Below are 19068 nucleotides of genomic sequence, written 5' to 3'. Positions count from 1 at the left end.
CTCACGGAGTGGCGCGCGCCCCTCCCCTATCCTGGGGCGGTGCATCCAGACGACCTGCCCGTGCTGCCCACCACGCCCGGCGTGTATATCTTCCGCAAGGGGGGCACGCCCATCTATATCGGCAAGGCCAAGAACCTCCGGGCGCGGGTGGGGCAGCATTTCAAGGCGGGGGGCAAAAGCGGCAAGTTCACGGCCCTGGCCGACACGCTGGAATTCATCACGGCCCGGAACGAGGTCGAGGCGCTGGTGCTGGAAGCCAATCTCATCAAGCAGCACCGCCCGCACTACAACGTCACCCTCAAGGACGACAAGCACTATCCCTTTCTGAAGCTGACGAATGAGGCCTTTCCCATGCTGGTGGTCACCCGGCGGGTGCTGAAAGACGGAGGCAGCTACTATGGGCCCTACCCGGATTCCTCGGCGGTGCGGCGGGTCAAGCACCTCATTGACACCATGTTTCCGCTGCGCAAGAACTCGGGGTTGCCGCTGCAGAAAAAGGCCCGGCCCTGCCTGAACTTTCACATGGGCCGCTGCCTGGGCCCCTGCGTGGACCGGGCCGAAATGGGCGCCTACGCCCGCGTGGTCGAGGACGTGAAATCGCTGCTGGAGGGCCGCGCGGCCCCCGTGGTGGCCCGCTTGAAAGACGACATGAAGGTGGCGGCCCAGAGCCAGGATTTCGAGCAGGCCGCGCGCCTGCGTGACCGGGTGCAGGCGGTGGAGAAGCTGTTTGGCACCGAGCAGCACGCCTTTGTGAGCGACGAGACGGACCTGGATTTCCTGGGCGCGGCGCAGGCGGGGGAATACGCGATGGTGCAGCTGTTTCGCATGCGCGGCGGGCGCGTGGTGGGGCGCGACAAGCGCTTTCTCTCGGGCACCGAGGACGCGCCGCTGGGCGAGATCGTGGAAGCCTTTGTGCAGGATTACTACACCCAGGCCACCCATGTGCCGGGGCTGATTCTGCTGCCCGCCGACTTCGAGGACGCGCCGGTGTGGAGCGAGTTTCTCTCGGCCCGGGCCGGGCGCAAGATCGAGATGCGCACGCCCAAGCGCGGCGACAAGGTGGACCTCGTGGACATGGCGCAGCGCAACGCCCAGACGGGGCTGGAATCTGAACTTGCGCTGCTGGAGCGCCGGGGCGACCACCCGGGCCTGGACGCGCTGCGCGAGGTGCTGGCGCTGCCGGACCGTCCCTGGCGCATTGAGGGCTACGACAACTCGAACCTGTTCGGCACCAACATCGTCTCCGGGATGGTGGTGTTCGAGGGTGGGCGGGCGCGGCGCGGGGAACACCGCCGCTTCAAGGTCAGGGGCCTGGATCACCCCGACGATTACACCGCCATGCGCCAGACCATCACCCGGCGCTTTACCGGCAGCCTGGCCGACAAGCTGCCGCTGCCGGACCTGCTGCTGATTGACGGCGGGCGCGGGCAGGTGAACGCAGCGCTGGACGCCCTGAAAGAGGCGAAGCTGCACCTGCCGGTGGTGGGGCTGGCCAAGCGCGAGGAACGGCTGATCCTGCCGGGGCGCTACGGGGCGCAGTGGTGGCTGGACGGCGGCACAGAAATTGGGGTGGACCGCGAACTGCTGCTGCCGCACAGCCACCCGGCGCTGCGGGTGCTGATTGGCGTGCGTGACGAGGTGCACCAGTACGCGGTCACCTATCACCGCAAGCTGCGCGGCCAGGACATGCTGCGCAGTGTGTTCGACGATCTGCCGGGCATTGGGCAAAAGCGCCGGGACGCCCTGCTGGAGCACTTCACCAGCCTGGAAGACCTGGCCGGCGCGCCGGTGGAACAGATTGCAGCGGTGCCGGGCATGACCATGCGCGCGGCGCAGAGCGTGAAGACGTTTCTGAGTGAGCGGGAAGCGAGGCAGGCCCCGGTAACGGGCTAAGGGGGCGGGCCTACCTCCGGTTCGGCAGGTGAACCGGGAAGCTGGTGGGCGGCGGCGAGATGTGGGCCCACCCATGAGCACAGGGAGCGAGCGCCTGCGTTTTCCAGTCCCCCCTCTTTAGATTGAGCGGCTTAAGGTGTGCTCTTGGGCCGTTTTGGCTGGACAGAGGACAGGATGCCAGACCACTGAGTGAACCGGCTGTGGCACCATGCGCGGCGACACCACAGCTGATGCGCCCACTTCCCCAGGTCCTGGCCCGGGGGCGGGCTGCACGCTGGCCGGGTGATCCTCACTGTCTGCTGGTTCTGGGAGACCTCTATGAAGCACACTTTTGCCCTCCTGCCGCTTGCCACCCTCGCCCTGCTGGCCGGTTGTGCCGGGCAGGCGCCGCTGCCCGAGGGCGCAGCCTTGAATCTGCAGGGGGGGCCCACCTTCCGCGTGGACCTGCGCGAAACGCCGCTGAACGCTCTGGATGCTGCCGCCCGCACCCGCCTGTCGCAGGACACGGCCGTGGAAGTCACCCTGCGCAGCGGCACTGCCCTGATGTACCGCAATGTGGCCGGCCATATCGTCGTGGACGGCGACATGCTGCTGGGCCGCTCGGAGGACGCCGCAGAGGTGCTCGCTCGCCTGGACAAGGCCCCGGCCGGCAGCCTGGGCACCCAGAGCCTCTCGCGCTTTGCAGCGGGTGGGGGCAACTGGGCCAACAGGACAGTGCCGTATTTCTGGAAACAGGGTGCCCTGACGGCCACGCAGGCCGCAGCCGTGAACGCGGCAGTGGAACGCTGGAACGCGCAGGCCGGCGCCACGCTGCGCTGGGTGTGGAACCCGGGCGCCACCCACAAGGTGGAATTCGTGGTGGGCGGCGGCGGCTGCGGGTCGTCGTATGTGGGCGCCATTGGGGGCACGCAGCCGCTGACCATTGCGCCGAACTGCTTTAACAACAGCACCATCATTCACGAGATGGGCCACGCCTCGGGCTTTCACCATGAGCACCAGCGCTGCGACCGCGACAATTACATCACGGTGGGCAGCGCCTACGTGGGCGACACCACCAACTTCGGCAGGACCTGTAGCGCCTACACCCACGGCCCCTACGACTACGACTCGGTCATGAACTACTTCCCGCCGTACATTTACGCGCGCAGCCAGCCGGTGGGCACCTACAACGGCTCGCCGGGCAACCTGGGCAAGGTCCCGGACCTCAGCCGGGGCGACCTGTTCGCGCTGCAGGCCATCTACCCGGGCGGCACCACCCCGCCGCCCACCACGGGCCGCACCTACACAGGCACGCTGGGCAGCGGCGCCGCCACGGTGCAGCCCGGGTCGTCGGGCTTCTCGTATGCGGGTGGCACCCTGAAAGGCGCGCTCACGGGGCCAGCGGGCAGCGACTTCGACCTGTACCTGCAGCGCTGGTCGGGTTCGGCGTGGGGCACGGTCGCGCAGAGCACCAGCCCCGGCCACACCGAGGCCATCACCTCTGCTGCAGGGGCAGGCACCTACCGCTGGTACATCTACAGCTACAGCGGCAGCGGCGCATACAGCCTGGTGGAAACGAAGTAAAGTTCGCCGCTGGCTCCAACAGCCAGCCGCCCCTCTTCACTGGGAAGGGGGGCGGCTGGTGGTGTGGGGGCGCGGCGTCACGCGGCGCTCAGGCGGTGCAGCAGGGCGCGGAGGTTCAGGCGCAGCCCCACCCTGGGGGCGCTGGGCTGGGCGCGGGCGGCCTGCCGGGCGAGGCGGTAGTGGGCGGCTTCGTCCAGAAGAGACTGGGCGCGGCCGGGGCCGGGATGCTGGTCAAGCATGGTGGGGTCCTGTACGCGCCGCTGCCCCGCTGGCAGCCTGTGGTGGCGCGCGTCTGTGGCCCTTATGGTGCGCCCTGGCCCCCCGCTGGCACATGCCGCACCTGGCTCAGGGACGGGTGCGCCATTGTTCGTAGTGGGCTTAAGCATGCAGTCTGTGGCATACAGCGTCCGAAACAGTGCGCAGGGGTGTCGGCATGTTGCCAACAGGGACAGATTGCCCGGCAGTCAACCTGCAAGGCGCCGCAGGAGAGAAACATCCGGCTCTTTTGAGATGGGCCAGAACTGAACAGCACTCCGGATTAAGCATCCGGCAACGCGCGCCGGAGGTGCCAGGGGCTGTAATGGGCAGATGTTCGACCGGGTGCGCCGCGAATTTCTGCCCTTTGTCCGGCAGCGCTGGCGTTCGCTGCTGCTGCTGTTGCTGGGCGTGCTGGTGCCCCTGCTGCTGTTCACCGAACTGGCTGAGGAGGTCATTGAGGAAGGCGGCTTTGCCTGGGATCAGGCGGTGCTGGCCTGGTATGCCGCGCAGCGCACCCCGGGGCTGACCCAGGCGGCCGAAGTGCTGGCGCAGGTGGCAGGGGTGAAGGTGCTGCCCTTTGTCACACTGGCCATTGCGTGGCTGCTGGGCCAGGCCGGGCGCGGGCAGGGCCGCCCCCACGGCTGGTTTCTTTTGACGGGCGTGCTGGGGGCCACGGCGCTGAACGTGGCGGCCAAACTGGTCTTTCAGCGCCCCCGCCCGGATGAACTGGTGGCCGTGTTGACCGAACCCGGGTTCAGCTTTCCCAGCGGCCACGCGATGGCCAACGCGGCCTTTGGCTTTGCCATGGCGCTGGTGTTCTGGCGGTCGCGGGCGGGCTGGCCGGTAGCGGTATTTGGCCTGTGCTGGGCGGTGCTGGTGGGGACCAGCCGCAATTATCTGGGGGTCCACTACCCGTCAGACGTCCTGGCCGGGGTGACGGCCAGCACGGCCTGGGTGGCGGGGCTGTACATGCTCATGGCGCGGCGCTGGCCTGGGCTGCGCGGCTCGCCGGCCGGACCCCGGGACACCCGGGAGTGACCAGAGTGAGGACAAGGGTCAGGCGTAATCTGATCTATAAGTGAAAAATATCACGATTATTCCAGATCGTGAATTTTTCGTTTCATTATGGATTGGATGGACCTGGCCCTCCCTGCTCAGCTCCCCTTCTCTGGCTTGAGCCTGTCGCAGCCGGTACTCGCCTCCTGTTCCCAGGGCAGGGCATTTCCTCCCCCCGCCCGGTTTAACCCGAGAGGTTGCCCTGCCAGGCAGGCGGGAAGCAGCGCTCAGGCCAGGGCGCGCTGGCCCAGGTCAAAGGCGCGGTGAACGGCGCGGGTGGCGGTCTCTACGTGTTCGCCCTCCACGGCCACCGACACGTTCAGCTCCGAGCTGCCCTGCGAGATCATCAGGATGTTCACGTCCTCGTCGGCCAGGGCGGTAAACATGCGGGCCGAGACGCCGCGCTGACCGCGCATGCCGCTGCCCACAATCGCCAGCACCGCCACGCCGGGCTGCTCCTCGATCTGCAGTTCCAGGCTGACCCCGGCGCGCAGAGCCGTGAGGGTGCGCTCGGCGTCGGCGGTCTGCACGGCCAGCGAGACGTTACTCATGGACGAACTCTGCGAGACCATCAGGAGGGTTACGTTTTCGCGGGCAATGGCGTCAAAGACGCTGGCGATCACTTCAGGAATACCCAGCACGCCCGCGCCACTCACGTTGATGATGCTCACGTTGCGAATGGCGGTCACGGCCTTGACGGGGTGCCCGGCCTCGTCGCGCGCCTCGGCCTGCACCAGGGTGCCGGGAAAGTCGGGGTCGGCGGCACTTTTCACGCGCAGGGGAATGCCACTTTCCTGCAGCGGGGTGACCGCCAGCGGGTGCAGCACCTTGGCGCCGAAATAGGCCAGTTCCATCACCTCGCCGTAGCTCAGAACCTCGATGTTGCGGGCGTCCTTCACCACGCGGGGGTCGGCGCTCATCACGCCGTCCACATCCTTCCAGGCCCACACTTCATCGGCGCCCAGGGCCTTGCCCACGATGGTGGCGCTGAAATCGGTGCCGCCCCGGCCCAGGGTGGTGATGGCGCCCTTGTCGGTCTCGCCCATGAAACCCGCCACCACCGGGGTGACGCCGGCCGCCAGCAGGCCGCTCAGGCGGTCCTTGACGCGCTCGTAGGTGCCGGGCAGCGGTTTGGCATTGCCAAAGTGCGTGTCGGTCAGGATGCCGGCCTCGCCGCCCGTGAGGTGGTGGGCGCGCAGGCCCGCCTGTTCCAGGGCCAGGCTCATCAGCGGCGCCGACAGGCGCTCGCCAAACGCCACGATCAGGTCGCGCGAGCGCGGGGTGAGTTCGCGCAGTAGATACACGCCGTAGACGGCCTGGCGCAGGGTTTCGTGCATCTCGCGCAGTTCGCGTACCACGGCGCTGTCGGGGGCGGCGCCCAGTTCCTGCGCGGCGGCGAAGTGGCGGGTGCGCAGCAGGGCAATCTCGTCGTTGGCGCTGGCAATGTCACCGGCCTGCGCGGCGCCGGCCAGTTTCAGCAGGCTGTTGGTCACGCCCGCCATGGCCGAGACCACCACCACCACCTTCACGCCGCCCTGGATGCTGCGCCCGGCCAGCGAGGCGCTGTGGCGCACGGCGCGGGCGTCTTGCATGTTCGTCCCGCCGAATTTCATGACCAGAAGCTCGTAACCCATAGCGCAAAGTATGCCGCGTGCCCGCCGGGCGGGGGGCGCGGGCGGTCTGGGCAGCCCCGGGGCCAGCCGACCCGGGGTGCAGGGCCGATCACAGCTGGGCCACAGATGACGACAGCAGTGTGTGGCCGCCGCAAGAAACCGACTAGAATGAATGGGTGATGACCCTGACTGCGCCCACAGTGCTGGATCAACTCAAGGCGCTCGCACAGGACACCCGGTACGACCTCGTGCGCCACCTGGCCCAGGGTGAACGCTGCGTCTGCGACCTGGAAGCCCTGCTGGGTCTTCCACAGTCCAAAGTGTCGTACCACCTGAATGTTTTGAAAGAAGCGGGGATGGTGGCCGCCGAACAGCGGGGGAAAAACGTGTACTACACGCTAAAGACAGCACCTCTGTTTCTGCTGGGCGGTCAGCTCCTCACCGACCTGTTTCCCGATCATCCAGGCCTGACACATCAAGCTAAATCGGTGTGTTAGGGTGGCTCTGTGCGCCGTGTCCTGATTCTCTGCACCCACAATTCTGCCCGTTCCCAGATGGCCGAGGGGCTGGTACGGGCCGCTGCCGCGCGCCTGGGGGTGGCCCTGGACGTGCATTCCGCCGGCACCGAGGCCACCCGGGTAAAGCCCGAAGCCGTCGCCGTGATGGCCGAACTGGGCGTGGATCTGTCGGGGCACACCAGTAAAACGCTCTGGGACGTGCCGGATGCCCAGCGCTTTGACTACGTGGTGACCGTCTGTGACAGCGCGGCGGCCGGGTGCCCGGTGTATCCGGCCGCGACCCAGCGGCGGCATTACCCGTTTGTGGACCCCAGCGGCGGCAGTCTGGCGCGCTGGCGGGCGGTGCGCGACCAGATGAAGCTTCAGTTTGATGCGTTCGTGCAGGCCCTGCAGGCCGGCGAGGCGCCGCCGCCGGGTCACCTGGACAGCCCCGCCGTGCCGGTGGCCTGAGGTGGCGCCAAGCCTGGGCCGCGCCGCTGTGGCCGAGGGACTGGGCACCTTTGCCCTGGTGTTCTTCGGGCCCGGGGCCGCTGTGGTGCAGGCCCAGACCGGGGCCCTGGGGCACCTGGGGGTGGCGCTGGTGTTTGGCCTGAGCGTGATGGCGGTGCTGGCCACGCTGGGCCCGGTGAGCGGCGCGCACATCAACCCGGCGGCCACGCTGGCCCTGGCGCTCTGCGGGCAGCTGCCCCGGGCCTGGGTGGCGCCCTACGTGGCGGCGCAGCTGACGGGGGCCGTGCTGGCGGCGCTGGCGCTGCTGGCCCTGCTGGGGCGCGAGGGGGGGCTGGGGGTGACTGTTCCGGCGGGGAGTGCGGCGCAGTCGTTTGGCCTGGAACTGCTGCTGACCTTCTTTCTGCTGCTGGCCGCGCTGCGCGCCGGGCGGCCCTGGGTGGTGGGCGGGGTGGTGGCCCTGGCCGCCGCCATGGGCGGGCCCATCAGCGGGGCCAGCATGAACCCGGCGCGCTCCTTTGGTCCGGCGCTGGTGAGCGGCATCTGGACCGCGCACTGGCTGTACTGGGTGGCCCCGGCGCTGGGGGCCGGGCTGGCGGCGGGCGTTCACCTGTGGCTGGGGGCCCCCGCACGCCCCCAGGCCCCGGCCGGGGGCTCAGCGGACCGTGGCGCCTCGGCCTGAAGGGCAGGGTCCGGATGGGCCAGCGCCGGGTCGTGGGGACCGCGCGGCTGCCTCTCCCCTGCCCCGGGGCACGGTGCTGGAGGTGCTGCTGGCGTTTGGCCGGCTGGGCCTGACCAGTTTTGGCGGGCCGGTGGCGCACCTGGGCTATTTCCGCACCGAATTTGTTCACCGCCGCCGCTGGCTGGATGAACCGGCGTACGCGGAACTGGTGGCGCTGTGTCAGTTTCTGCCGGGCCCGGCCAGCAGTCAGGTGGGCATGGCGCTGGGCCTGCAGCGTGCGGGGCTGCCGGGCGCACTGGCGGCGTGGGTGGGCTTCACTCTGCCCAGCGCGGCGCTGATGGTACTGCTGGCCCTGGGGATCAGCCGTGCGGGCGACCTGGCCGGGGCGGGCGGGCTGCGCGGCCTGAAGCTGGTGGCAGTGGCGGTGGTGGCGCAGGCGGTGCTGGGCATGGCGCGCACCCTCACGCCGGACCGGCCCCGTGCGGCGCTGGCCCTGGCAGCGGCCGTGGTGACGCTGCTGGCCCCCGCGCCGGTCGTGCAGGTGCTGATCATGGGCGCGGCGGGCCTGATCGGCTGGCGGTGGTTGCCCGCTAGGGTGGGATCGGCGGGTGAGGCGCGGCCGGCAGCCCTGTCGCGGCGGGTGGGGGCGGTCTGCCTGGGGCTGTTCGGGGCGCTGCTGCTGGCCCTGCCGCTGCTGCGCGGGGTGGTGGGGGGCCCGGTGCTGGAGGTGCTGGACAGTTTTTACCGCGCCGGCGCGTTGGTGTTCGGGGGCGGGCACGTGGTTCTGCCGCTGCTGGAGGCCGAGGTGGTGTCGCCGGGCTGGGTCACGCCGGATGCGTTCTTGGTGGGCTACGGGGCCGTGCAGGCGGTGCCGGGACCCCTGTTCACGTTCAGTGCCTACCTGGGCGCCGTGGCCGAGGTGGGCTTGCCCCGCCTCCTGGCGGCGGGGCTGGCGCTGGGGGCCATCTTTCTGCCGGCCTTTCTGCTGGTGGCTGGCGCCCTGCCCTTCTGGGCCCACTGGCGCACGCGGCCGGGCGCACAGGCGGCGCTGCGGGGCGTGAACGCGGCGGTGGTGGGGTTGCTGCTGGCCGCGCTGTATAGCCCGGTGTTCACCGGGGCTGTGGCTTCACCCCTGGATTTTGCGCTGGTGCTGGCGGCGTTTGCAGCACTGGAACAGGGCCGGGTGCCGCCGTGGCTGGTCGTGGGAGCGGGGGCGGCGCTGGGCGGGGTGCTGCGCTAGGGCGGGCTCCTGCAGACAGCCGTCAATGGGCCCAGCGTGAGGGAAACTGCTGTTTGGGGCACCCGGCCAACGCTGCCCCATCCAACGCCAGTGCCACCAGTGGGCGTGGTAGGTTGACCACACTTCTTCAAGGACGTTCTGTGTTCAAGCGCTTCTAACCCTCACGGTCCACCACCTCACCCCACGCACCGGGGTGCATGTCGTGTTGTTCGTGAGGGATGGCGGAGGGGAACCACGTTCCCCTTTTCAGCACCCGTCTTCCCTCGATGTTTCGCCCTGTCGTGATTCCGAGGGAGGCCTGCATGAGCGCCTTAGCCACCCCGTCAAGCATCTACCACCTGCTTCTTCCCCATCCCCACCAGGCCGCGCTGCTGCTCATTGCAGACCAGGGGAGCTGGGCGTTACCCACCGTGACACCCAGTGAGCCCCATTTCGGCGTGGTTGCCCATCTCAACCAGACCGTTCAGACAACCTTCGGCCTGGACGTTGTGACCCTGTGCTGCCTGGGAGATGACTGGCAGCCCGGTGCTGAGATGATCAACAGCGTGTACGAGTTAGAGAACCTGACACCGGACAACAGGCATCCTGCGGGCACCCGCTGGGTGCTCCAGGACGAGGTCGCGGACCTGCGGCTCGGAACTCCGGAACACCGTCCACATCTGGACGACTGGTTCAGGGAACGGCGTGACGGCCGGCCGGCCACCCGGCGGCCCTGGGCCCAACCCGGCTGGTTTCAGGACACCTGTGCCTGGATCGAAGCGCAGCTTGAGCTCAGGGGGACCATCCTGACCGGCCCGATTCGTCAACTTCGCAACTGGGAGCGGTCCACGCTGCTGGAAGTGCCGACCGGCCGTGGTCGGCTGTACTACAAAGCCGCGCCCCCTCCGCTGGCACAGGAGGGGACCCTCCTGCGCTGGTTGGCGCAGCACTTTCCGGGCGAAGTGGCCGAGGTGGTGGCACTGGACGAGGCCAGGGGGGGCTTCCTGATGCAGGATTTGCAGGCCGTGCCTCTCCATGACACCCGTGACCTGGCGCAGTATGAACAGGCCGCACGCCGGTATGGGGAGATGCAACGGGCCTTGGTGGGCCAGGTGCCGGGCCTTCCAGACTTCACCTGCACAGCGCTGGCGGATCAGGTGGACTGGCTCCTGACGACCTTGGCTCAGCGGTCAATTTCAGTGGGGACCCACGCGACTTGGAGCGCCTGCGGGTTCAGGGCCCACACCTGAAGGCCCTCTGTGCTCAACTTGCTGCTTGTGGCGTGCCTGACACATTGGAACACGGGGACTTCTGGCCCACCAATGTGGCGGTTCGAGGGGATCAGGCTGTGTTTTTCGACTTCTCGGATGCCACGATCACGCACCCGTTTTTCAGTTTGCGCCTGTTTCTGGCTGAGCTTGGGACCTTTCTGCCCGAACAGCCACAGGCGCGTGACCGCATCGTCGAGGCGTATCTCTCGGCGTGGGCGGGCGTGAGTACACCGGCGCTGTTGCGCCGTGCCTACGAACTCTCTCGACCAGTGGCTGCGTTCCACGCGGCCCTCCTGTATGTCGGCCACATCCTCCCCGCCCTCGAAGCGCAGTGGGAGATGGAGAACATGGCGGTGTGGGCGCTCCATGATCTCCTGCGTGAATTGGAAGTCGCTGTGCTGTAGAGTGCCAAATCTAAACTTAAGTAGCTCGCTGTTGATCTTTAGATCAACCGAGCGGAGCGAGTATCGAAACAAGGACGTTGCACCGGGAGTGGAGGCTTTGCGGTGCTCTCCTGCAAAGTCATAACGTGAGGTGCAACGTACTTAGCAACGGCAGTTCGCTCCAAACACCCCAGCGTCTTACGCTGGGGTTCCTTCAATCCACCTTTGGCCGTCTCTCTTTCGAAAGACCGCCACTGTCACTTCCCGGTGCTTCCACAGCTCTCGTTGGGCCAAACGGCCGCTTCGCTGAGACGGGGCCCTGTTCCGGCGTGGTGGCACCTCGCCCGGAGGCGCGTCTTTCTTCCCCTCGCGCTCCTCGGAGAGAACCGCTGGTGCAGCGGGTGCGGTCGGTGTCGGGATCAGGCCGGGGCCACGGGGGGGCCGGCCGCGTCGGCCTCGGGGCGCAGGGTCAGATTCGCCACATGCAGAACCACATTGGCCCCGGCGCACAGCACTTCCAGCACAGGGCCCTGGCCGGTGCCGGACAGCTGAACCCAGCGGCCCACCTCCAGGGCGGGCAGCAGCACCTCGGGCGCCGGTTGCCCCGGCCGCTGCAGCCGCAGGGCAAAGGGGCGGTGGTGAGCGGGGGCGTCGCGCCGCGCCACGCAGGCGGCCAGCTGCCAGTGCCAGCGCGGGGCAGGCGGCGCGCCCACCTGCAGGGCCAGTTCGGGGGCGTGGTGTTCCGGCAGGCCGCAGCGCAGCAGGGTAAACCCGTGGGCGGCCTGCAGCAGGCGGTAGCCAAAGCCCAGGGCGCGCACCTCGGCGCCCAGCAGACTGGTGGGTGCGGCCAGGGCCTGGGCGGGCCAGGGCTGCACCGGGCCAGTCCGCGTCAGGGGCTGCGGCGCCCAGGTGCGCAGGCGGGTGCGGGCCGAGGCGTCCAGCACGCCCGCCAGCATGGCGCGCTGCAGCTCGCTGACAAAGGCCAGAGGCTGCTCGCCGTCCAGGGGACGCACCGGGCGGTCCGGGGCCAGAGCCGCCTGAAAGGAGGCCGGCACGCGTTCCAGAATGCCGCTGCGCAGGGCCGCGCGCAGGGTCGCCTCGGCTTCGGGAACGGTGGCGCCTTCCTGGGTCAGCACGTCCAGGGCCTGGGCCTGGGCAAACGGCGCGGGCAGGGCCGCCAGCGGCGCCAGGCGGTCGGGGTCACTCAGGGCGGCGCGCAGTTCGGTGGCCAGCAGGGTGCGCAGGGCCGGGTCCAGGCGGCGGCGCACCGCCACGTCGGGGGTGGCGGCCAGGGCACGCGCCGCCGGCCACCAGCCCTCGGATTGCCGCAGGATTTCCACGGCGTCGTGCGCGCGCCCCGGGGGCAGCAGGGCGGCCACCTCGGCCGGGGTCAGGGGCGGGTGCTCGGCGGTGGTCAGGCGGCCCGGCGCGGCGGCGGTGCCCAGGTGGGCGCGCACGCGGCCCTCGCCCTGCGGGGTGGTGATCAGGGCCAGCAGCAGCGTGGCGGGCCAGTTGAGCATGAAGCCCAGGGCGCGGGCGGTGTCCTCGTTCAGGCCCTCGGCGCCGCGCAGCACAAAGGCCACCGGCTGCCCCAGGTGCCGCAGCAGCCCCGACAGGGCCACCAGATCGCGCTCGGCCCCGGCGCTGCTGGCCAGCAGGGCGTCGGCCTCGGCCTGCAGTACGGGCGACAGGTGGCGGCGCAGCTGCAGCACCAGCGACGCCAGCAGGTGCGCCACCGAGGGCACCACCGTGACCCCCACCGGGTGCCAGCCAGCGGCGCGCAGGGCGGCGCTCAGCAGTTCGCCGCGCCCGCTGGCCGCCCGGCCGGTGTAAAGCAGCGCCTGCACCTCGCCCTGGGCGCGGGCCAGCACCGGCGCCAGGGTGGCCGCCAGCGCGGTGGGGGCGGGGCCCGGGAGCTCATCCAGATGCCAGCCCTGGGTGCTCAGGCGGCGCCGGGCGTCCTCGGCGCGGGCAGGGGGCTCGCGGTCCAGGCGGCGGCGCAGGGCGCGGCGCACCCGCGCGCCCAGAGCCGCGCGCCCGCGCGCCAGCCACGCCGCCAGCGCCGGATGGGCGGGGTCGTCCAGGCCACTCAGGGGCGCGGGCCCCAGCGCCGAGAGCCAGCGGTCCAGGTCGGGGTCCTGGTCCTCTTCCCACAGGTCCAGGTCGGTGGACAGGGGCGACTGCAGCGTGGCGGCGCGCGCCGGGCCCAGCGAGACCCCCACGCGGCGCAGCGCCGAGAGTTCCACGCGCAGGTTCTGCAGGCCGCTGCTGTGCGGCCACAGCAGGGCCGCCGCCGTTTCGCGGTGCAGTGCCTGACCTTCCAGGGTCAGGTAAGCCAGCAGCGTCAGGCCCTTGCGGGAGACCGCCAGCCGCTCGCCGCCGCGCAGCAGTTGCACGGGGCCCAGGACCCGGAGAAGAAGCGGCTCGCCGCCTGGATCTGCATTCGTCGTCGTCAACCAGGCCAGTTTAGCGTGTTCGTCAGCGGGGCAGGCACTGATCCGGGCGCCGCCCACCCCACAGGGGAGAGCGGCGCCCGGCGTGGTCAGGCCGCTGGCGCCATCTGGCCCGGGCCCCTGTGGACACTCAGTAGAAAATCAGTTCACCCGTATCGCTGGGGCGCTCCACCACATAGGTGTTCAGGGTGCCGCCGCCACTGTAGGGGGCCGTGCCGCTCAGGCGCAGGCTGGCCATGGGCAGCTTGCCCATCAGTTCGGGCAGGGCGTGGGGATCGGCCGGCACGAAGTCGCGGGTGCAGCGCAGGGTCACGCGCTCGGCGCTCTGGCTGTGCAACTGGCACACGGCCTGCACACTCACGCGGAAAGTCAGGGACACCGAGCCGCTGCCAGCCGAGGCGGCGCAGGGCAGAATCAGGGCAATGAGGGTCAGGGCTCGCTTCATAGGGGCCTCCGTGAGGGGTGCGAGTCTGGACAGGGCCCAGAAACGCGGAGTGCCTCCAGCGTAGGCAGGCCGCTGACACAGAGTTCTGTCAGCGGCGGACCTTCAGATGAAGTTTTATACGCGGCGCCCGGTTGTGCCCCTCAGGCCCGCGTTCACTTGGTCTTCACCGCCGCCGCGCACAATGAACAACATGAAACGATTTTGGGCCGTGGGGGCAGCAGTCCTGATGGGCGTGGCGGGCGCCGTGGAATACCGCGCCGAGAACGGCACCGCCAGCTTTACGCACACGGTGCGTTTTGTTCCGGTACGCGGCACCATCGCCGGGGTCACGGCCACCGTGGCGCTGGACCCGGCCAATCTGGCGGCCACCACGGGCTCGGTGCGGGTGCCAGTGGCGAACCTGCGCACCGGGATTGGGCTGCGCGACAGCCACGCCAAGGGCGAGAATGCCCTGAACACCGCCAAGTATCCCAACGCCACTTTCACCCTGGAACGCCTGACGGGCGGGCGGCTGGTCGAGGGCCAGACCCTGGCCACCACCGCCACCGGCAAACTGACCGTCAAGGGCACCACCAAGACGGTGAGCGTGCCGGTCAAGGCCACGCTGCAGGGCGGCAAGGTGAACGTGAGCACCCAGTTCAAGTTCAATCCCTTCGACTATGACGTGCGCTATCCCGGCAGCAGCGATTCGGTGACCGTGGACGTGGCTTTCACGCTGAACCGGAGCTGAATCTGAAGCTTTGGTCCAGAGGCGTGGCCCTGGGCCTGAGGCTGATGGCTTCGGCGGCGGTCCTGGCCCCGCCGAGGCTGGCGCTGTTTGTCTTCGTGAATTCCCCGGTGCAGGCCCTGACCTGGGAGAACATCCGGGTGCAGGTGGTCAACCGGGCGCCGTGACGCTGGAGGTGGACTGCTTCGCGGTGCGCCACCGCCTGTTCACGCTGCAGGGGCAGGAGGTGACTGCCATTCCAGACAACATCGGCTGTGCTGGCGGCCGAGAAGTGGTGGTGCTGCCGCGCTGGAGTCTGCGCCCGGACGGCGTGCCGCCCGATGTCAGCGCGCTGCCGGACGGGCGCTCTGTCCTGGAGAGCTTGAACACGGACCGCAGCGCCTGACACGCCGGACGACTGTGGTGCTGCGGCGCAGGGCCCCGAGCGGGGCCGCGAGGCCGGGGGCTTTGAACCGCGTCTAAAAATGTCTTGGTGTCCAGAGGACACGAAATCCATATTTGGCCTCAGGCGTTAGACTGCGACATGCGAGGTGCTCCCCTCCCCCATCTGGGGGGGCCCTCACGACTGGAGGCACAACATGAAAGTAGGGATTAACGGCTTCGGCCGCATCGGTCGTCTGGTGTTTCGTGTCCTGGAAGCGCGCGGGATCGAAGTGGTGGCCATCAATGACCTCACCGACAACAAGACGCTGGCCACCCTCCTGAAATATGACAGCACCGCTGGCCGCTTTCACGGCACCGTCGAGTACGACGAGCAGAGCCTGACGGTGAACGGCAAGAAGATCCACGCGCTGGCCGAGCGTGATCCCGCCAACATCAAGTGGGGCGAGATGGGCGTGGACATCGTGATCGAGTCCACCGGCATCTTCACCAGCCGTGAGGGCGCGGGCAAGCACATTGAAGGCGGCGCCAGGAAGGTCATCATCACGGCCCCGGCCAAGAACGAGGACATCAGTGTGGTGCTGGGTGTGAACGAAGGCGACTACGACGCCGAGAAGCACCACATCATCTCCAACGCCAGCTGCACCACCAACTCGCTGGGCGCCCCCATGAAACTGCTGGACGAGGCCTTTGGCATTGAAAAGGCCATCATGACCACCGTTCACTCTTACACCAATGACCAGCGCGTGCTGGACCTGCCGCACAGCGATCTGCGCCGCGCGCGCGCCGCCGCTGTGAACATCATCCCCACCTCCACCGGCGCCGCCAAGGCCGTGTCGCAGGTGTACCCCGCGCTGAAGGGCAAGTTTGACGGCACGTCGCTGCGCGTGCCCACCCCCACGGGGTCCATCAGCGACGTGGTGGTGATCCTGAAGCGCGAGGTGAGCGCCGAGGAAGTGAACGCCGTCTTCAAGAAGGCCGCCGAGGGCAGCCACAAGGGCATCATCGCCTACACCGAGGACCCCATCGTGCTGTCGGACATCGTGGGTGACCCCCACAGCGCCATCATTGACGGCGGCCTGACCATGGCCATGGGCAGCCTGGTCAAGTTCTTCAGCTGGTACGACAACGAGTGGGGCTACAGCAACCGCATTGCCGACCTCGTGGAACTCGTTCAGCAAAAAGGCTAAACAGCGCGCAGATGGCTGACCGCAAATGGCAGATGGCGAGGGGCGAGCCCTGGACCATCTGCCATTTGCCATGCGCCCTCCAAGGAGCAGACATGCAGACTTTGAATCAACTGAACGTTCGCGGCCAGCGCGTGCTGGTGCGCGTGGACTACAACGTGCCTGTGAAAGACGGCGCCGTGCAGGACACGACCCGCGTCACCGCCAGCCTGCCCACCGTGAAGGCCCTGCTGGACGCCGGCGCGCGCAACGTCGTGCTGCTGAGCCACTTTGGCCGCCCCAAGAATGGTCCGGAAGAGAAATACTCGCTCAGGCCCGTGGCCCCCGTGCTGGAAGAAGCGCTGGGCCGCCCTGTGCACTTCATTGCGGGCACCGCCGACAGTGACGACACCCTGGCCGCCGTGCAGGCGCTGGGTGAAGGCGAGGTGGCCCTGCTGGAAAACGTGCGCTTCAGCGCGGGCGAGGAACAGAACGACGCCGCACTGAACGCAAAACTGGCCCGGCTGGGCGACGCCTTCGTGCTCGACGCCTTTGGCAGCGCACACCGGGCACACTCGTCGGTCAGTGGGGTGGCGGGGCTGCTGCCCCACGCGGCTGGCCAGCTGCTGCACACCGAGGTGGACGCCCTGGGGCGGGTGCTGTCGGGGGGCGAACGCCCCTACGTGGTCATCATCGGCGGGGCCAAGGTCAGCGACAAGATCAGGGTGATCGAGACCCTGCTGCCCAAGGTGGACCGCATGCTCATTGGCGGCGGCATGATGTTCACGTTTATCAAGGCGCGCGGCGGCCAGATTGGCAGCAGTCTGGTGGAAGACGATCAGGTGGAGTACGCGCGGGGGTTGCTGGAACAGCACGGCGACAAGCTGATGCTGCCCACCGACGCGGTGGCCGCCGACCGCTTTGCTGCCGACGCGCAGACCAGAGTGGTGCCCGCCGGGGCCATTCCGGACGGCTGGATGGGCCTGGACATTGGCCCAGACACGCAGGCCGCCTACACCGACGCCCTGAAGGGCACGAAGATGGTGTTCTGGAACGGCCCGATGGGCGTTTTTGAATTCGAGGCGTTTGCGGCCGGCACCAACGCGGTGGCGGCGGCCGTGGGCAGCCTGAAGGATCAGGCCTATACCGTGGTGGGTGGCGGCGACTCGGTGAGCGCCATCAACAAGAGCGGCAAGGCCGACCAGATTGACCATATTTCCACGGGCGGCGGCGCCAGCCTGGAACTGCTGGAGGGCAAGGTTCTGCCGGGCGTGGAGGCCATGCGGTAAACCCCCGAAGTCCCAGGTGCCCTGCGCCCCACGCCACGTATCAAGACCGGGCCGGGCTATGGCCTCACCCCATGTAGCCACGGTGCTGGCCCACCCCAAGGAGGAAGCGATATGCAAAATCTGCTGGCCCTGAACTGGAAGATGAACAAGACCCCCACCGAAGCCCGCGCCTGGGCGCAGGAACTGGCTGGCAAGCTGGTCCCTGGCCCGGCCGAACTGGCCGTCATGGCCCCAGCCATCACGCTGAGCACCCTGGCGGCCAACCTGCCGGCGGGCGTGGCGTTTGGCGGGCAGGATGTCTCGGCGCACGAGAGCGGGGCCTACACCGGCGAGATCAGCGCGGCGATGCTCAAAGACGTGGGCGCAACCTACGTGGTGGTGGGCCACAGCGAGCGGCGCGAGTACCACGGCGAGACCGACGCCGCCGTGGCCGCCAAGGCCCGGCAGGCGCAGCTGAGCGGCCTGGTGCCGATTGTGTGTGTGGGCGAGGGTCTGGCGGTGCGCGAGCGCGGCGAACACGTGGCCCACACCCTGGCGCAGCTGGACGGCAGCCTGGCGGGCGTGGGCCCGGATGTGGTGATTGCCTATGAGCCGGTGTGGGCCATTGGCACCGGCAAGACCGCCACCGCCGACGACGCCGAGGAACTGGCCGCCGCCATCCGCGAGGCCCTGACCACCCGCTACGGCAGCGACGCCGACGACATTCGTGTGCTGTACGGCGGCAGCGTCAAGCCGGACAACATCGCCAGCATCTGCGCGCAGCCCAATGTGAACGGCGCGCTGGTGGGCGGCGCCAGCTTAAAGGTGCCGGACGTGCTGGGCATGAACGACGCCCTGAAGGAATAGGCGCTGCGGGAACGATGTGGGGCCTGGGTTCTGCTCAGGTTCACCATCTTCCCTTCACTCGTGACTTTATTCACGATTTTACCAGTTCGTGAATTTTTAGTTTCCTTACTCTGTTTCCTCCGGATTCTCTCAAGTCTGGAGGCGGCGACTTCACTTTAGAGTGTCGGCATGTCTTCTCTGTGGGCACACCCAGCGCAGGCGCTGCTGGAAGCCGCCGCCAGCCCGGACGCCACGCCCGGCGGGGGCGCCACGGCGGCCATCACTGGGGCCTTTGGGGCCGCGCTGCTGGGCATGGCCGTGGGGATCACGCAGCAGAAAGGGGATCACGCCGCCCTGGCCGAGGTTCTTGAAGAGGTGACCGCGCTGCGCGGCCAACTTCAGGGCATGGCCGATGAGGATGTGCAGGCGTTTGGGACCTATGTGGAAGCCCAGCACCTTCCCAAAGAGGATCCCGGCAGGTCCGCCGCGCTGAGAACGGCAGGCGAGGCGGCCATGGTGGTCCCTCTGGCTCTGGCCCGCGCCGTCGTGGGGGGCCTGGCCCGGGCACCTGAACTGGCCGCGCAGGTACACCCGGAGGTGGTGAGCGACGTGGGGGCGGGGGCCAGTCTGCTGCGGGGCGCGCTGGACGCCGCGCTGCTGACAGTGCAGATCAACCTGCCACATGTGCCGGCCAGCAAGCGGGGGGCAATTCAGGCCGAGCATGACCGCCTGAGGGCCCAGGGAACGCAGGCCGCACAGGCCACGCTAGATACGTGCCATAAGCGCCTGGGGGGGAAGTAAACAGGGGTTGAGGGTGGCGCTGTTCTGAGGGCCAAGGGCCGCGAAAACGCCACAGCCCATAACCCTCTGGGACACAGG

The 19068-nt window shown here is 68.7% G+C and carries 19 protein-coding genes; 15 read left to right on the top strand and 4 right to left on the bottom strand.

The annotated features are described in order from the left end of the window. The first annotated feature begins 39 nt into the window (after window positions 1-39). The gene (uvrC, locus tag C8263_RS01825) at window positions 40-1893 is read left to right on the top strand and encodes an excinuclease ABC subunit UvrC (RefSeq protein ID WP_107136368.1); all 1854 of its coding nucleotides are present in this window, start codon (window positions 40-42) and stop codon (window positions 1891-1893) included. A 318-nt stretch (window positions 1894-2211) separates the two neighbouring features. Continuing rightward, window positions 2212-3456, top strand: a complete 1245-nt coding sequence (locus C8263_RS01820; RefSeq protein ID WP_107136367.1) for a M12 family metallopeptidase — start codon at window positions 2212-2214, stop codon at window positions 3454-3456. Window positions 3457-3533: 77 nt separating this feature from the next. On the opposite strand, the gene C8263_RS19180 is transcribed toward C8263_RS01820, so the two are convergent. Next, window positions 3534-3695, bottom strand: a complete 162-nt coding sequence (locus tag C8263_RS19180; protein ID WP_158263722.1) for a hypothetical protein — start codon at window positions 3693-3695, stop codon at window positions 3534-3536. A 349-nt stretch (window positions 3696-4044) separates the two neighbouring features. Here C8263_RS19180 and C8263_RS01815 point away from each other — a divergent pair, with 349 nt between their 5' ends. Further along, window positions 4045-4752, top strand: a complete 708-nt coding sequence (locus C8263_RS01815; protein WP_107136366.1) for a phosphatase PAP2 family protein — start codon at window positions 4045-4047, stop codon at window positions 4750-4752. Between the two features lie 245 nt (window positions 4753-4997). Here C8263_RS01815 and C8263_RS01810 read toward each other — a convergent pair whose 3' ends face one another. Further along, window positions 4998-6404, bottom strand: coding sequence for an aspartate kinase (locus C8263_RS01810; RefSeq protein ID WP_107136365.1), 1407 nt, complete (start codon window positions 6402-6404; stop codon window positions 4998-5000). 158 nt (window positions 6405-6562) lie between these two features. Between C8263_RS01810 and C8263_RS01805 the strand changes: the two genes are divergently transcribed. The 6 genes from C8263_RS01805 (at window position 6563) to C8263_RS01785 (ending at window position 10924) form a co-directional block, all read left to right on the top strand. After that, complete coding sequence (locus tag C8263_RS01805; RefSeq protein ID WP_199188263.1) at window positions 6563-6880, top strand: ArsR/SmtB family transcription factor; 318 nt, start codon at window positions 6563-6565, stop codon at window positions 6878-6880. 9 nt (window positions 6881-6889) lie between these two features. Further along, complete coding sequence (locus C8263_RS01800; RefSeq protein ID WP_107136363.1) at window positions 6890-7351, top strand: arsenate reductase ArsC; 462 nt, start codon at window positions 6890-6892, stop codon at window positions 7349-7351. Window position 7352: 1 nt separating this feature from the next. Then, window positions 7353-8030: an MIP/aquaporin family protein gene (locus tag C8263_RS01795; RefSeq protein ID WP_233218573.1), complete on the top strand. Its 678-nt coding sequence runs from the start codon at window positions 7353-7355 to the stop codon at window positions 8028-8030. Continuing rightward, window positions 8014-9270, top strand: a complete 1257-nt coding sequence (chrA, locus tag C8263_RS01790) for a chromate efflux transporter (RefSeq protein ID WP_107136361.1) — start codon at window positions 8014-8016, stop codon at window positions 9268-9270. The genes C8263_RS01795 and chrA overlap by 17 nt, the downstream gene beginning before the upstream one ends. Before the next feature lie 266 nt (window positions 9271-9536). Then, on the top strand, window positions 9537-10499 hold the full coding sequence (locus C8263_RS18745; protein ID WP_146160548.1) for a hypothetical protein: 963 nt from the start codon (window positions 9537-9539) through the stop codon (window positions 10497-10499). A gap of 32 nt (window positions 10500-10531) precedes the next feature. Continuing rightward, a complete protein-coding gene (locus C8263_RS01785; protein ID WP_332888910.1) occupies window positions 10532-10924 on the top strand; it encodes a phosphotransferase in 393 nt (130 codons plus the stop codon). Window positions 10925-11322: 398 nt separating this feature from the next. On the opposite strand, the gene C8263_RS01780 is transcribed toward C8263_RS01785, so the two are convergent. After that, a complete protein-coding gene (locus C8263_RS01780; RefSeq protein ID WP_146160547.1) occupies window positions 11323-13359 on the bottom strand; it encodes an AfsR/SARP family transcriptional regulator in 2037 nt (678 codons plus the stop codon). Window positions 13360-13486: 127 nt separating this feature from the next. Next, window positions 13487-13801 (bottom strand): hypothetical protein, encoded by a 315-nt coding sequence (locus C8263_RS01775; RefSeq protein WP_107136358.1) that lies wholly within the window; start codon window positions 13799-13801, stop codon window positions 13487-13489. 190 nt (window positions 13802-13991) lie between these two features. Between C8263_RS01775 and C8263_RS01770 the strand changes: the two genes are divergently transcribed. The 6 genes from C8263_RS01770 to C8263_RS01745 all read left to right on the top strand — a co-directional run bounded on the left by C8263_RS01770 (window position 13992) and on the right by C8263_RS01745 (window position 18990). Then, window positions 13992-14531: a YceI family protein gene (locus tag C8263_RS01770; RefSeq protein WP_107136485.1), complete on the top strand. Its 540-nt coding sequence runs from the start codon at window positions 13992-13994 to the stop codon at window positions 14529-14531. A 160-nt stretch (window positions 14532-14691) separates the two neighbouring features. After that, entirely contained in the window at window positions 14692-14913 is a 222-nt protein-coding gene (locus C8263_RS01765; RefSeq protein WP_107136357.1) for a hypothetical protein, read from the top strand. A gap of 193 nt (window positions 14914-15106) precedes the next feature. Beyond that, window positions 15107-16099: a type I glyceraldehyde-3-phosphate dehydrogenase gene (gap, locus tag C8263_RS01760; RefSeq protein ID WP_107136356.1), complete on the top strand. Its 993-nt coding sequence runs from the start codon at window positions 15107-15109 to the stop codon at window positions 16097-16099. A gap of 92 nt (window positions 16100-16191) precedes the next feature. After that, complete coding sequence (locus tag C8263_RS01755; protein WP_199188262.1) at window positions 16192-17364, top strand: phosphoglycerate kinase; 1173 nt, start codon at window positions 16192-16194, stop codon at window positions 17362-17364. 111 nt (window positions 17365-17475) lie between these two features. After that, on the top strand, window positions 17476-18210 hold the full coding sequence (gene tpiA / locus C8263_RS01750) for a triose-phosphate isomerase (protein WP_107136355.1): 735 nt from the start codon (window positions 17476-17478) through the stop codon (window positions 18208-18210). A 168-nt stretch (window positions 18211-18378) separates the two neighbouring features. Further along, window positions 18379-18990, top strand: coding sequence for a cyclodeaminase/cyclohydrolase family protein (locus C8263_RS01745; RefSeq protein ID WP_107136354.1), 612 nt, complete (start codon window positions 18379-18381; stop codon window positions 18988-18990). Window positions 18991-19068 lie beyond the last annotated feature (78 nt).

Source organism: Deinococcus arcticus (assembly GCF_003028415.1).
Lineage (GTDB): Bacteria > Deinococcota > Deinococci > Deinococcales > Deinococcaceae > Deinococcus > Deinococcus arcticus.
This window is presented reverse-complemented; position numbering and strand designations above follow the sequence as displayed.

Coding starts and splice junctions, on each gene's coding strand:
- C8263_RS01820 (WP_107136367.1), top strand. CDS start 2,212: ATGAAGCACACTTTTGCCCTCCTGCCGCTTGCCACCCTCGCCCTGCTG.
- C8263_RS19180 (WP_158263722.1), bottom strand. CDS start 3,695: ATGCTTGACCAGCATCCCGGCCCCGGCCGCGCCCAGTCTCTTCTGGAC.
- C8263_RS01815 (WP_107136366.1), top strand. CDS start 4,045: ATGTTCGACCGGGTGCGCCGCGAATTTCTGCCCTTTGTCCGGCAGCGC.
- C8263_RS01810 (WP_107136365.1), bottom strand. CDS start 6,404: ATGGGTTACGAGCTTCTGGTCATGAAATTCGGCGGGACGAACATGCAA.
- C8263_RS01805 (WP_199188263.1), top strand. CDS start 6,563: ATGACCCTGACTGCGCCCACAGTGCTGGATCAACTCAAGGCGCTCGCA.
- C8263_RS18745 (WP_146160548.1), top strand. CDS start 9,537: ATGTTTCGCCCTGTCGTGATTCCGAGGGAGGCCTGCATGAGCGCCTTA.
- C8263_RS01775 (WP_107136358.1), bottom strand. CDS start 13,801: ATGAAGCGAGCCCTGACCCTCATTGCCCTGATTCTGCCCTGCGCCGCC.
- C8263_RS01770 (WP_107136485.1), top strand. CDS start 13,992: ATGAAACGATTTTGGGCCGTGGGGGCAGCAGTCCTGATGGGCGTGGCG.
- gap (WP_107136356.1), top strand. CDS start 15,107: ATGAAAGTAGGGATTAACGGCTTCGGCCGCATCGGTCGTCTGGTGTTT.
- C8263_RS01755 (WP_199188262.1), top strand. CDS start 16,192: ATGCAGACTTTGAATCAACTGAACGTTCGCGGCCAGCGCGTGCTGGTG.
- tpiA (WP_107136355.1), top strand. CDS start 17,476: ATGCAAAATCTGCTGGCCCTGAACTGGAAGATGAACAAGACCCCCACC.
- C8263_RS01745 (WP_107136354.1), top strand. CDS start 18,379: ATGTCTTCTCTGTGGGCACACCCAGCGCAGGCGCTGCTGGAAGCCGCC.